The sequence below is a fragment of the Rahnella sp. PD4 genome (genome assembly GCF_049199325.1).
Taxonomy (GTDB): domain Bacteria; phylum Pseudomonadota; class Gammaproteobacteria; order Enterobacterales; family Enterobacteriaceae; genus Rahnella; species Rahnella perminowiae.
The window spans coordinates 447,314-461,094 of record NZ_JBLZQF010000003.1 but is presented as its reverse complement, the minus strand read 5'-3'; the positions used below and the strand labels follow the sequence as shown (position 1 = coordinate 461,094).

Annotated in this window: 12 protein-coding genes, 1 other RNA gene and 1 pseudogene; 12 read left to right on the top strand and 2 right to left on the bottom strand. The window is 44.6% G+C overall.

Translation table 11 applies throughout. The features are described 5' to 3' along the window. Nucleotides 1-48 precede the first annotated feature (48 nt). The 4 genes from smpB to ACOZIO_RS10975 all read left to right on the top strand — a co-directional run bounded on the left by smpB (nucleotide 49) and on the right by ACOZIO_RS10975 (nucleotide 4,339). Nucleotides 49-531: an SsrA-binding protein SmpB gene (gene smpB / locus ACOZIO_RS10990; RefSeq protein ID WP_129952915.1), complete on the top strand. Its 483-nt coding sequence runs from the start codon at nucleotides 49-51 to the stop codon at nucleotides 529-531. A 49-nt stretch (nucleotides 532-580) separates the two neighbouring features. After that, nucleotides 581-944, top strand: a transfer-messenger RNA (tmRNA) gene (gene ssrA / locus ACOZIO_RS10985). A 192-nt stretch (nucleotides 945-1,136) separates the two neighbouring features. Continuing rightward, nucleotides 1,137-2,369 (top strand): integrase domain-containing protein, encoded by a 1,233-nt coding sequence (locus tag ACOZIO_RS10980; protein ID WP_421595273.1) that lies wholly within the window; start codon nucleotides 1,137-1,139, stop codon nucleotides 2,367-2,369. Nucleotides 2,370-2,371: 2 nt separating this feature from the next. After that, nucleotides 2,372-4,339: an NACHT domain-containing protein gene (locus tag ACOZIO_RS10975; RefSeq protein WP_421595272.1), complete on the top strand. Its 1,968-nt coding sequence runs from the start codon at nucleotides 2,372-2,374 to the stop codon at nucleotides 4,337-4,339. Nucleotides 4,340-4,744: 405 nt separating this feature from the next. On the opposite strand, the gene ACOZIO_RS10970 is transcribed toward ACOZIO_RS10975, so the two are convergent. Together ACOZIO_RS10970 and ACOZIO_RS10965 are read right to left on the bottom strand one after the other, a co-directional pair. Continuing rightward, a complete protein-coding gene (locus tag ACOZIO_RS10970; protein ID WP_421595294.1) occupies nucleotides 4,745-4,918 on the bottom strand; it encodes an ogr/Delta-like zinc finger family protein in 174 nt (57 codons plus the stop codon). Between the two features lie 9 nt (nucleotides 4,919-4,927). Beyond that, nucleotides 4,928-5,713: a capsid protein gene (locus ACOZIO_RS10965; protein ID WP_421595271.1), complete on the bottom strand. Its 786-nt coding sequence runs from the start codon at nucleotides 5,711-5,713 to the stop codon at nucleotides 4,928-4,930. 566 nt (nucleotides 5,714-6,279) lie between these two features. On the opposite strand from ACOZIO_RS10965, the gene ACOZIO_RS10960 reads away from it, so the two are divergent. The 8 genes and pseudogenes from ACOZIO_RS10960 (at nucleotide 6,280) to ACOZIO_RS10925 (ending at nucleotide 13,750) form a co-directional block, all read left to right on the top strand. Then, nucleotides 6,280-6,540 (top strand): helix-turn-helix transcriptional regulator, encoded by a 261-nt coding sequence (locus ACOZIO_RS10960; RefSeq protein WP_217172780.1) that lies wholly within the window; start codon nucleotides 6,280-6,282, stop codon nucleotides 6,538-6,540. Continuing rightward, nucleotides 6,537-6,767: a hypothetical protein gene (locus tag ACOZIO_RS10955; RefSeq protein ID WP_421595270.1), complete on the top strand. Its 231-nt coding sequence runs from the start codon at nucleotides 6,537-6,539 to the stop codon at nucleotides 6,765-6,767. The genes ACOZIO_RS10960 and ACOZIO_RS10955 overlap by 4 nt, the downstream gene beginning before the upstream one ends. 13 nt (nucleotides 6,768-6,780) lie before the next feature. Next, entirely contained in the window at nucleotides 6,781-7,305 is a 525-nt protein-coding gene (locus tag ACOZIO_RS10950; protein ID WP_421595269.1) for a host cell division inhibitor Icd-like protein, read from the top strand. Beyond that, nucleotides 7,302-7,565 (top strand): hypothetical protein, encoded by a 264-nt coding sequence (locus ACOZIO_RS10945; RefSeq protein WP_416122784.1) that lies wholly within the window; start codon nucleotides 7,302-7,304, stop codon nucleotides 7,563-7,565. Before ACOZIO_RS10950 ends, ACOZIO_RS10945 begins: the two co-directional genes overlap by 4 nt. Beyond that, nucleotides 7,562-7,903, top strand: a complete 342-nt coding sequence (locus ACOZIO_RS10940; RefSeq protein ID WP_421595268.1) for a DUF5375 family protein — start codon at nucleotides 7,562-7,564, stop codon at nucleotides 7,901-7,903. Before ACOZIO_RS10945 ends, ACOZIO_RS10940 begins: the two co-directional genes overlap by 4 nt. Nucleotides 7,904-7,914: 11 nt before the next feature. Then, nucleotides 7,915-10,245, top strand: coding sequence for a phage/plasmid primase, P4 family (locus ACOZIO_RS10935; RefSeq protein ID WP_421595267.1), 2,331 nt, complete (start codon nucleotides 7,915-7,917; stop codon nucleotides 10,243-10,245). 272 nt (nucleotides 10,246-10,517) lie between these two features. After that, nucleotides 10,518-12,341: a hypothetical protein gene (locus ACOZIO_RS10930; RefSeq protein ID WP_421595266.1), complete on the top strand. Its 1,824-nt coding sequence runs from the start codon at nucleotides 10,518-10,520 to the stop codon at nucleotides 12,339-12,341. Nucleotides 12,342-12,562: 221 nt separating this feature from the next. Further along, nucleotides 12,563-13,750 (top strand): annotated as a pseudogene (locus ACOZIO_RS10925) (integrase domain-containing protein). The last annotated feature ends 31 nt before the right edge of the window (nucleotides 13,751-13,781 follow it).

Sequence of the window (13,781 nt, the reverse complement as noted above, 5' to 3'; positions counted from 1 at the left end):
TGCGTGGGGATTTCAATCGGCATCGCTTACAGTATAATAAGTGTCACTATGACAAAGAAAAAAGCACATAAACCCGGTTCCGCGACTATCGCGATGAACAAACGCGCTCGCCATGAATATTTCATTGAAGATGAAATCGAGGCGGGGCTTGCTTTGCAGGGATGGGAAGTCAAATCGATGCGTGCTGGTAAAGCAAACATCACTGACAGCTATGTCACATTCCGCGACGGTGAAGCCTTTCTTTTTGGCGCAACCATTCAACCTCTCAATGTGGCGTCGAGTCATATCGTCTGTGACCCGACACGCACAAGAAAACTGTTGCTGAAAAAACGTGAGCTGGAAACGTTGTTCGGCAAGGTCAGCCGCGATGGTTACACCGTCGTCGCGCTTTCTATGTACTGGAAAAATGCCTGGTCCAAAGTAAAAATTGGCCTGGCGAAAGGTAAGAAAGAGCACGACAAGCGCGATGACATCAAAGATCGTGAATGGAAAGTAGACAAAGCACGTATCATGAAGAATGCAAACCGCTAAGCCTCTGGCTTCGCATGGTGTTTTTCTGATATACTGCACAACAGTACTTGGGGCTGATTCTGGATTCGACGGGATTTGCGAAGCCCAAGGAGCATGCCGAGGGGCGGTTGGCCTCGTAAAAAGCCGCAAAAAAATAGTCGCAAACGACGAAAACTACGCCCTAGCAGCTTAATACCCTGCTCAGAGCCCTCTCTCCCTAGCCTCCGCTCTTAGGACGGGGATCAAGAGAGGTCAAACCTAAAAGAGATCGCGTGGACACCTTGCCTGGGGTGAAAGCGTTAAACCCAATCAGGATAGTTTGTTAGTGGCGTGTCCATCCGCAGCTAACCGGCGAATGTAAAGATTGGACTAAGCATGTAGTGCCGACGGTGTAGTAATTTCGGACGGGGGTTCAAATCCCCCCAGCTCCACCAAATAATGATCCGGTTATTACCAGATAAGTCCGGAGAAGTCCTGAAAGCCCGCATCCCTTCTAGGTTTGCGGGCTTTTTTGTGTCTGTAGAAGTCCGAGAAGATCCGCCTGAAACCGGCGTCTATTGGTATACGAATTGGTATACGCTAAGATATATACCAATAAACGTATACCAATTAGGGAAGATCCTTGCATGGCGCGGACTACACGCCCCCTCACCCACACCGAAGTACAAAAAGCCAAAGCCACCGATAAAGACCTCACCTTGCATGACGGTGACGGACTCTTTCTCCTGGTCAAAACCACCGGCAAGAAAATTTGGCGTTTCCGCTATCAGGTACCTAACACATCAAAACGCACCATGATTAGCCTTGGCGCTTATCCTGCACTTTCACTGGCTGATGCTAGGGAAGTACGCGCAGAGAAACTGGCGATGCTAGTCAGAGGGATAGATCCACAAGCAAGAGCTGACGAAGAAGCTGAGAAGCTCCAAATCGCTCAGGAAAGCATTTTCGTAAATGTGGCACGTAAATGGTTCGAGCTAAAACAAAGTCACGTCAGCGAAGACCACGCTAAAGATATCTGGCGTTCTATTGAGAAAGACATCCTGCCCAGTATTGAAAATGTTCCTGTTCAGGAGCTGAAGGCTCGCACCCTGATCCAGGTGTTAGAACCAATCAAAGCGCGGGGAGCATTAGAGACTGTTCGGCGTTTAGTACAACGCATAAACGAGATAATGATTTATGCCGTCAATGTTGGGTTGATTGAGGCAAATCCAGCTTCAGGTATTGGTAACGCTTTCGAGCGCCCAAAGAAGCAGCACATGCCTACAATTCGCCCCGAAGAACTGCCTAAGCTAATGCGCACGATTTCGATGAGCAATTTATCAATCCCAACCCGCTGCCTGCTTGAATGGCAGTTACTGACGCTAATACGCCCTGCCGAAGCATCCGCAACAGCTTGGTCAGAGATCGATATAGAAAATAAGCAATGGTGTATCCCAGCTGAACGCATGAAGGCAAAGCGAGATCATATTGTTCCGCTGTCAGAGCAAGCATTAGAACTGTTAGAAATCATGCGCCCCATTAGTGGTAATCGTCAGTACGTTTTCCCTAGCCGAAATGATCCACGTAAGCCCATGAACAGCCAAACTGCTAATGCAGCATTGAAACGTATTGGCTATGGCGGGAAACTAGTTGCTCACGGTCTACGGTCAATTGCCAGCACAGCAATGAATGAAGGTGGCTTTAACGCTGACGTAATTGAAGCAGCACTTGCGCACAGTGATAAAAATGAGGTAAGAAAAGCTTATAATCGCTCTACTTATCTGAAGCAGCGTAAAATATTAATGGAGTGGTGGGGTTCACAGGTTTACTCGAGTTTCACTGATACCGCTAAAATGATTCGTAATTTAGAAAAGGAATAATTATGCAGCCAGTATCTTTAGATTCATTAATTACAGATGCACTTCCTTGGGCAAAGAAAATAGTCGCGGATAAAATCGGCCCAATAATATACACAAAAATTAAAAAGTCCATACGAAATTTCAGAGATAGACGATTCATAGATGAAAACATGGAATCATTTTTATCTAGAGTCAAAGGGCAATGTTCTTTAATAAATACCCTAGCCTTTCAAAATACGCCTGTTGAATTATTAAAAATATACGAACCGCTTAGTATATCAATTGATAACGAAAATGACCCCTATGAATGTATAATACACAACAACTGCGATATAATTAACAGCTTCAATCATGTTTTAATTACTGATTCAGCTGGCATGGGTAAGTCAACCATATTAAAAAGGATTGCACTTTTTTGTATCGACAATGATAAACATATACCAATTTACATTGAACTTAGAAGCATTAGAAACTCTAGCATCTCCAATCAAATAAAAAACAGGTTAGGCCTAAGCTCTGACTTTCCAGATGACACACTCAAGGAACTACCTTTTATATATTTATTTGATGGTATTGATGAAATCCCCCAGAATATAAAATCCGAGACTATACAATTTTTAAAGGAATTCTCTGAAAACTTCAAAAATAAAAAAATAATAGTAACTTCTCGCCATGATGGATTTTTATCTGAACTTTATACTTTCTCAAGATTCAAAATAATACCACTTGAATCATACCAATCATATAATCTATTAAGAAAATATGATAACTCCAGGACAATTTCCGCCACCTTAATAAAAGGACTTCAACGCGAAGAGGGTAAAATTCTTGATGAGTTTTTGTCAACACCATTGTATGTATCACTGCTTTATTGTGCTTACAAGTTCAAACCTATAATCCCTAGAAAAAAAGAATTATTCTATAGTCAGGTTTATGAAGCTTTATATGAATCACATGATTTGACTAAGGAACTTGGTTATGTACGGGAAAAACACTCAAAATTAGATTCGACTGATTTTCACTACATATTGAGAAGATTAGGCTTTTGGTGCTTAAAAAATGATGGGCGAGTTGAATTTACTAAAGTAGAACTATCTATAATAATAAAAGATATAACTTCAAATATATCTGGGATAAATGTAGACACTCCAATGTTTATCAAAGATTTAATTGAGACAGTCCCATTGTTTGTTAAAGAAGGTGCAATACTTCGTTGGTCTCATAAATCATTAATGGAGTACTTTGCTGCAATGTTCATATGTAGAGATACTAAAAACAAACAGGCTGACATCCTTAAAAAACTTTACCACAGTAATAACTCTATAAATTACACCAATCTTTTTGAGTTATGCGCAGATATTGATTACACAACATTTAGAGCTAGCATAGTTAAGGAAATATTTTGCGAATTTGTTGAAGAGACAGAGAGTAGAATATCAACTATAGAATTGAAAGGCTGCAATCGAAATGAGCATAATGCTAAATTCGTTGAAACTATTTTCACTGGTGATGTTATTGTATATATATTCGATAAACGCTTCGAATCACAAAAGCTAACTAATCTAATCGAAGGTGACATTAGTTTGTTCAAAGAGTTGCAAAAAGAAAATGCTTACATCAAAAATATGTTTTTAGAACTGTCTAATCTTTGGGTGGTGATTGCTAGAAGCGTTAATATTAAAACACATATACTTAACATTGTTAAATATCGCAACCCTGGATACTTTAGAAATTCATTAACACACACTAGTGATGACCCAAAAATAAGAAGATCGATGAGGAAAATAACTCAAGACAAACCTGAGGTAACTCTTTATATGTCTAAACGCTATTCTACACCTTGTAGATCGGTCTGTACTTTAGAACTTATCAACTCAATTATAGAGTTTGATACAAGCCCAAGATTAAAATATGAAAGCGCAATGATAGAACTTAAAGAGATAAAGCTTGATGAGAGTAATGGCATTAACATGCTCATTGACGGATTTTAAATGTTGACTAGTTTCAATTTAAAAAGTTATACAATAGTCTGTTCTCTTATTTATCTTATGCAACTTGTTTTCAGCTAACTACAGGTTGATACGATGGTGAAAGTTGGAGCTGATTTACCTCGGCGCGCGCAATTCTCCCCGCCTGCCCGCTGCTGACTTAGCTCGCTGGTTTTAATGCATGAAGAAAGCCCCTGAAAGCCAGTGTAGCATGGGTTTTGAGCCATTTTGAGCACTCCCAATTGCATGCAAAACCATGCACCCTATGCATGCAGAGCTCGCTAGGGACAGGCTAGCCAGAGAAAAGGCTGTCAGGAGGGTCGGTTTTGCACCGCATTCATGAAAAATGCCGCCTTATTCAAAAGCGGCATTTGAGATTATTTTTTGGGGATTGAGACAAGCCGAAATTTATATTTTCTGCTTCAGATTTTCTCTTTTAACGATTTTACTGATGCTTTCATTCGTTTTAAATGCGCATGAGCATTCAAGCCTGGTGCACTGATAATAAGACTCCTTTGTCTGTTCGGTGATATAACGGCTTGTGCGAATATGAGCAACAGAGCTGCAAAGCGGGCAGCGCATCATTTGCTGTTACTCCTTACTTGAAGCAGCACACTCTGCCAGCTTACGTGCAAGTAACTCCCTTTTTATAGGGCTTTGTAATAGCGCCTCATCGACGCCAGGCAACGCAGGGGAATACATCCCTATTTTCTCCAGCACGGGTTCTGCATCCATGTTGAACTGCCCTATGCGAGCCGCACCGACAAGCGCGCTCCCAATTTCACTGCTGATAATTTTAGCGGGCTCAACATAATGACCCGTTTGTGTTTCCTGATAACTGACGTTGGATAACGCCAGCACTTTCAGCTTTACAGCACGAACCAGCGCCGGACTGAGATTATTGATCGCCAGTCGCCACTGATGGTCAGCATAGGCATTCAGTGCGCTGCGGTGTGCACTAATCAACTTTTGGCCCGCACTAGCACACCCCAACATTGCCGACTGTTTTTCGACATTCAATTCCTCAATCAGGTCATCGAACTCTTTAACTAATCCTTGCTGAACAGCCCGCTGACTGTGCGCATTCTTGAGTTCGTCAGTCATAACCCCGCGTGACTTGCGAAAACGCGAACGCCAGTTCTCTTCGTTCTCTTTGATTTCGCTGTTCGCTGTTTCCTTTTCCTGGGTGCATCGGGAAATCGAACTTTCAATTTCATCAAGTGCACGCTTTTTCTCAGCAAACGCCGCTTTAGCCTGCTCAAAGTGTTGGATAGCGCCTTCAGCATTTCCTGATGATGGCTTTTCGTTGTGACCGGCTTTGACCTGAAGAAAGTCCTGGATAACGGCTTCGACGGTTTTGGTTGAATCGGGTTTCATGGCATACCTCAGCAATATGTTGTCAATGTGAGGATATTGTGGGGAGGCTGACACAACATTTCTATCTGATGGCGTTCGCTCAGCGCTGGTACAACGGGCTGGGACGTAATCCATGAAAGTGGAGAGAGTTTATATTTCTATAAATACTATTCACTACTGTTCACTCTAAAATAAAATCGTATTAAATCATCAAGTTAAGCAGTGAACACTTTATCTGAAGGTATTCACTCACCGTTCACTACTATTCACTGTCTTAAAAAGCCTTTTTCTGGCTAGCCCAAAATAATTTAATATTTTTTTCTATTAAAATTGAGTTCATTAATAACCAAAACCACTTAATCATTGTTCAGTAAACAACCTGCATGTCACTGTAGGCATTTGTAGGCAACTGTAGGCATCTGGTCTTTTGTGACCTGATATTGTTTAAAAAAACAAGCCTTTTTTTTCAAAGTTTTTTAACGCAAGAGCTTGTTGCTAAAAGAAAAAATATTATCAAAATAGGGGGCTCCTTAACGAAACAGCCGGTACTGGTCGCGTCCAGCCGGATACAAATATGAGGTAGCACCATGCTCTCCACAGCTCAAAATACGCCCCCTTCTTCTGCCCTTGTTATGCCACCGGCTTACCCGCGCGATCGCTTTATGCGACTGCCGGAAGTGATCCACACCACCGGCCTGTCCCGCTCCACCCTTTACGACTTAATCAGCCGTCAGCAATTTCCTGCCCAGATTTCTCTCGGCGGTAAGAACGTGGCTTGGCTGGCCTCGGAGATTGAGGGCTGGATGAATGACCGCATCGCCGCACGCACTCAGGAAACCATGCAATGATTTCTCTGTCTGTCGGTCATCATAATATTCAGCTCAATACACAAGAGGCGGCCTATCTGGCTGAAGGCCTGATGGCTGCCGCCTGCGGTAGAAAGAACCCTTTGCCTGCGTTTACCAGCAATACCCTGGGCGTGTTGTCCGTAAAAGCCGAAAGCGTTATTTCAGGGGATGATTCACACTTCCGATCAAATCCGCAGCAGTCCGATCAAGTCCTGACCGATTGCTAAGGAGAAACGGCCAATGCTTCAAAAAAGGCTTTTCTCTGGCGAGCCCCTGCTCTATAGTTTTTGTGCTGCCGCAAAATCGGCAGCCGGGCGTGGAAACCCGAGCAACTCAATGGCGACACAACACGCGCCTGGCGTGTTTTTTTATGTCGATGCCTCAGCGCACCTGTTTTTTGCACAATGGTTTCTTAACCGCTGTGCTTATCAAACAATGGTGGCTCAGGCGGGGCAGCCTTCGGGCTGGCCGGTATTCATTGAGGCCGGTATTTCCACCCCCGTCTGGGCTACCACCCATAAGCGTGGAAACTTCGGTGGTAGCAATAACCATTACTCAATGGAGGCTGCCGCCATGGCTACAACCCTCACCACGCCACACCCTAAATTTACGTTCCTGTTCGCCGCCGTTCGCCGTGCTGAACCTAAAGCGCCGGTTTGTATGCTGCGCTCCGCCGCCGACAATGAACATTCTGCCCGTCGCCAGTTTGCCCGTGACTATGTGCTGTGCTTTGCCGGTCGCCTGCCCGCTCAGGAGGCCGCATGAACAAGCTCGCTTCCTTCTATTTCCCCAACACCCATTACCCTATTCCGCATGCTGATTTCCTGCGCCTGCAACACGCGCACAACGTCGGCGTGATGTTCCTCGACATGCTTGATACGCAGGACACCTTCGGGCACGTGCCCAGCGGAGATCAGCTGAACTCCATGGCCTCAATGGTTGCGCTGCTGACTGACCAGCTCGGCAAAGTGGTAGACACCTGCGAAACCGCCATCAAAACGCAAATGGGGGATGTTTACGAATGAATATGACTCAGCAGTCCTGCCTGCCGGTTGAAGTGCTCACAGCTCTCTACCGGCGCGCCCTGGCACAGGCTTATCTCGACGCCTGTACCGCCTACGGCGTTGAAACCGGCTACACGCTCGATGAACTGCAAATGACCATCGCAAAAGAAGTCGAAAGCTATTACGTCCGTCAGCACGGCGCAAAGCTGGGTATGGACATCGCCTGCGCCATGCTGCGCGACATGGTGCAGCCCGATATTTTGGTGGCAAAACCCCGCCTGACACCGCTCGGAGAATCCATGATGGACGAGCTGTTCCGGCCTTGTCTTCACACCACTCCTGAAACCACGCTGCACTGACAGAGGCGCACATGACACAAATGATTGTTCAAAACACCGTGAGCGCCGCGACAGGGCGCTGGCCTCAGCTTTTGCCCGCGTTAGGTATAACAGTTTCCCCTAGCGGGCATCATTCCGCCTGCCCCGTTTGCGGGGGGAAAGACCGCTTTCGCTTCGATAATCAGGCAGGAAGAGGCACCTGGATATGTAACCACTGCGGTGCCGGTGACGGGCTAAATCTGGTTGCGAAAACGCTGGATATCACCACGAAAGAGGCTGCCGTGAAGGTGGCTGAAATTCTGGGGGAGGCTCAGCCTCTTGAGGTTCATCACGACGAGGCCGCTGTACAACAGCAAAAAGACGATGCCCGCCAGAAGGCAGCCGGTCAGGCGAGAGCGCTGGTGAATGCCGCCCGCAAAGCGGCAGGCAATGCCTATCTGGAGAAAAAAGGCTGGGTTGATAAGGAAGCGCTGACCTTACAGGGTAACGGCCTGCGCGTGGGCGGCGTAGATTTCGCGGCGGGTGACCTGGTCATTCCGCTTTATGATTTATCAGGCAACCTGGTCAACGCCCAGCTGATTAACGGGTCGGGGGAAAAACGCATGCTTGCGGGTGGACAGGTTACCGGCGCTGCTTATCATTTTGAAGGGAACGACAACACTGTTATCTGGATGGCAGAAGGCTATGCAACCGGCCTGACAATACATGCGCTGACGGGTGAAACCGTGTGTGTGGCACTGAGTGCCAATAACTTCCCTCATCTGGCTGAGTGCCTGCGAGAGAAATATCCTGACGCCGTGCTGCTAATGGCAGCAGATAATGATGAGAACGGCACAGGACAGAAGAAAGCGAAAGAAGCCGCAAATCTGGTCAGCGGGAAAGTTGCGATCCCCTTCATCGCCGGTGACTGGAACGATGTATATATACTGGAAGGTCGTGACAAAGCGCTAGAACAGCTCCGCGCTTTTACTCTGCAATCTCAGAAAAGTCCCTTTGAAACGGTCAGTGATGCCGATCTCAAGGCCATGAGCCAGAGTGAGAAGTGTGAACTGCTGATGGTCCATTATGAACACCGTCTGGCTATGCCTCCGGTGGGGGAAGATCTTTGCCGCTATGAGGAAGGAGCTTGGCAGGTATTGCCGCACAGGATGCTCAGCCGAGAAATTGCCGCCCTGTTTCAGAAAGCACAAGCGCCTTTTTCAGCGCCACTGATTAGCGGCATGATCGAAACCCTAAAGCTCATGGTGCCTGAAATGAGCAAGCCCGCGCGTCACTTAATTGGTTTTCGCAATGGCGTTTTTGACACCCGCACCGGAAGTTTTAGCTCTCACCGCAAAGATAACTGGTTGCGTACAGTCAACAGCGTGGATTATTCGCAGGCCAAGCCAGGGGAAAATCTTGCCGAGCATGCTCCTCACTTCTGGCAATGGCTGACGCGGGCGGCAAACCAGCAAAGAGAAAAGCAAGAGCGCATTCTCGCGGCGCTTTTCATGGTTCTGGCAAACCGGTATGACTGGCAATTGTTCCTTGAGGTGACAGGACCAGGCGGCAGTGGTAAAAGCGTCATGGCAGCCATAGCGCGCATGCTTGCAGGGAATGACAATACTACCTCCGCCAGCATCGAAACGCTGGAGTCTTCCCGCGAACGGGCTTCCCTGGTGGGATATTCGCTGATTATCTTACCAGACCAGGAGAAATGGAGCGGTGACGGCGCAGGAATTAAAGCGATCACTGGCGGCGATGCGGTAGCGATTGACCCGAAATATCGTGATGCTTATTCAGCACATATTCCGGCGGTGATCTTGGCGGTGAACAACAACCCGATGCAGTTCAGTGACCGAAGCGGCGGTGTATCGCGCAGGCGAGTGATCATCACGTTCCCCGAGGTGATACAGGCCAATGAACGAGACCCACAGCTGATAGAGAAAATAGGTCAGGAGCTGGCCGTCATTGTTCGCCGCCTGATGCAACGCTTTGCCGTTCCCAGTGACGCACGCGAGCTGTTACAGGCACAGCAGAATTCCGATGAAGCACTGGAGATAAAACGCAGTGCTGATCCGTTGGTGGATTTCTGCGGATACCTGCTGGCAGTCAGTTCACCTAACGGCCTCTTTATCGGTAATGCGAATATTCATCCGTCGAATCCGCGTAGGTATCTTTACCATGCCTATTTATCATTTATGGAGGCACGGGGACATCAACGAACAATGAATCTGACAGCCTTTGGTCGGGCTGTACCGCAAACGCTGAAAGAGTATGAAATTGAATTCTTTAAGAAAAAGACCAATCAGGGTGTGCAAACCAATCTGATCTTAAGTGAAGACTGCGAAGTGGATTGGCTGCCTAAGTGCGAAAAACCTTAAACGTTGACATGAAAACCGGCTCCGGCCGGTTTTTTCATATAGGAAATAACTACTGAACACTTAAAAGTGATTAGTTATGGACAGTTAAGGACAACCCAATCACCCTCTAAAAACCTGAAAAATAACATTTAAATCAAAAAAGTGAACAGTGTGAACACTTTTTCAAAGAATCATTTTTTTATTTCTAGATTTAGATTCTGATCATTGTTTGATCACTTAACCTTATGTAGGTTACATTAAAAAAAATCAACGAACAAAGCAGGAAGATTCTTATGGACGGAATTGATAAGCTGCAAATAAAGCCCTTTCTTTCAATCCTTTTAGGTTCAAGCCAAGCAGCTACTGATGCTGGAGAAATTCATGCAGCCATAGCAGAAATCATTGAGAAAGAGGGCCGTAAAGACGAAATTGTAGAAATGCACCCCACAAAACACGACGATGCGGGTGAATCTTTAATCTATTATTCTCATTATGAAGTTTTAAAAAATCCTAGCTGGTTCGCAGGGAATAACTTAACTGATGTTGAGAATCACATATTCATAACTTTCAATCTTAACAATACATTTGCTTTTTACATGTCTGAAAAAGGTATGAAAGATGAGGTAAGAACATATTTTTTCACTTCGCGACTACCAGATTTAAAAGTAATTAATATTAGCCATCTAAATTATCTTTTTATTAATGAAGATAAAATAAAAATGCTATGGCTTCTGGGAATACATGGCAGAGAAAGTTTTAAAGCTGATTCAAAAGTTTTAGGTGGAGAAAGTGTCGCCGAGACTTTAAACCCTCTTGAAGACCAATCTTTCACTATGTCAGCAGTTCGTACGTCACTTGAAGGGACAGAGACAACAATTGGCCTAAATCCATACAAATCGTCTTTGTGGAGAGGACCATGTAAAGATTGGGAGACATTTGAAAACAGAGTGCTTGAGATAATAGATAAAATAGACAAAAACAAAGACGAGGTAGAAAATCCAATAAGCATTCTAGCCACACCTGTTGCTGATATGAAAGGAATACAAGGAATTTATGACTTGTCATTCTTAGAGCCAGAATTTTATAGCCATGGGTTGAGCGAGAGCAAAATTGACAGGCTACGTAAAATTCATAGTGATTTCACTTATAAAATAATGGACACTCTTAACTCCCCACTAATAAAACTAGAAGTATCCAAATACAAAGAAAATATTGGAGATATAATCATACTTCCCAAAGTCAACGATTATGAAATCCAATTTGAATTAATAGAGGCACACCCTAAACGAGGCGCGAGTAAAGAGCTGGAGTATTTCTACAATGTTTTTAAGTATCCAGAACTAATAAAATGCTGGTATGAGTCTGGCCATGCTATCGTTAACAGTAGAGCATTCAAAACAGAATATCGAGATGTTACATATAATAAATTCATCTGGGCGGATTTTGAGGATTTTGACATATTAAAAGAAAAACCTGAACTTGATGGTAACGTTGCACTTGATAAAATAGGTTGTCAAAAATCACTCTTTTGCTGGATTAAGCATCATTGGAGTGGACTTTGGGATGCTGGTGAAAATTTTCTGACAACAGACAGGCCAACTGGTTGGCTTTTTTGTGACGATGGTGCAGGGGAAAAAGCAGATTTTATACATATTGATCAACACAATGATAAAACTTACATTTCTCTAATTCACATAAAAGCCGCCAATACTAACAGCACTGACAGAAGAATTTCAGTCGGAGCGCACGACATTGTACTAAACCAAGCTATTAAAAACCTTAGATATATTAATAGAAAAAAATTAGCTACAGACTTAAAAGAACGTGCCGATAAAGCAGAATCCAAGTATTGCTGGAAAGATAATATAACTTGTGAGCATAGTTTATTTATAGATGCGATAGAATCAATTGAGCGAGAAAGCAAGATTCAATTTAGAGTGATAATTGTACAACCTCACACAATGAAAAGTTACTACACAAAAAACGCCCAATCAAACATCAAAAAACAATTAGACGTCCTCTTAGTAAGCGCTGAATCAGCAATAAGAGCATCTGGGGCAGAATTTTATATAATCGGTCATGATGATACTAGTCGCAAATCGGTTAAGATAACCTAATGAAACAAAGCTGAATGATAAGATTGGTATACGTTTAGGTATACGCCAAAAATATAAATTCATAATTAACCATTTAAAACATAAAGTTAGCTATTTATTTCAACCTCCCCCAGCCCACCAAATAATGATCCGGTTATTACCAGATAAGTCCGGAGAAGTCCTGAAAGCCCGCATCCCTTCTAGGTTTGCGGGCTTTTTTGTGTCTGTAGAAGTCCGGGAAGATCTGTCTAAAACCGGCGTCTGTTGAAGTACAAAAAGCCAAAGCCACAGATAAAGACCTCACTTTGCATGACGGCGACGGGCTCTTTCTCCTGGTCAAAAGCACCGGCAAGAAAATTTGGCGCTTTCGCTACCAGGTGCCTGGCACATCAAAACGCACCATGATTAGCCTCGGCGCTTATCCTGCTCTTTCACTGGCTGATGCCAGAGAAGTGCGTGCAGAGAAGCTTGCGATGTTAGTCAAAGGAATAGACCCACAAGCAAGAGCTGGCGAAGAAGCTGAGAAGCTCCAAATCGCTCAGGAAAGCATTTTCGTCAATGTTGCACGCAAATGGTTCGAGCTGAAACAAAGTCACGTCAGCGCTGACCACGCTAAAGATATCTGGCGTTCTATTGAGAAAGACATCCTGCCCAGTATTGAAAATGTTCCTGTTCAGGAACTGAAAGCACGCACTTTGATCCAAGTGTTGGAACCAATCAAAGCACGCGGAGCATTAGAGACGGTCAGGCGGTTGGTTCAGCGCATCAACGAGATAATGATTTATGCGGTGAATGTTGGACTGATTGAGGCAAATCCTGTTTCAGGAATCGGTAACGCTTTCGAACGCCCGAAGAAGCAGCACATGCCCACAATACGCCCCGAAGAGTTGCCCAAGCTAATGCGCACCATTTCTATGAGTAACTTATCGATACCAACGCGCTGCCTGCTTGAATGGCAGTTACTGACGCTTATACGCCCTGCAGAAGCTTCCGCAGCAGCCTGGTCATAGATCGATATTGAGAATAAGCAGTGGTGTATACCGGCAGAACGCATGGAGGCAAAGCGAGACCATATTGTCCCTCTGTCAGAACAGGCCTTGGAACTGCTTGAAATCATGCGCCCAATTAGTGGTAATCGTGAGTACGTTTTCCCTAGCCGAAATGATCCACGTAAGCCAATGAACAGCCAAACGGCAAATGCAGCTTTGAAACGTATTGGTTATGGGGGAAAGCTCGTTGCTCATGGCCTACGTTCTATTGCAAGTACAGCTATAAATGAGGCAGGTTTTAACTCTGATATAATTGAATCCGCACTAGCACATACTGACAAAAATGAAGTTAGACGTGCGTATAACCGTTCAACTTATCTTAATAAGAGAATTGAATTGATGACGTGGTGGGGAAATGTTATAAAAAATCATACCCCGTAAATGGTACTTATTTGAAGTGTAATACTATCTT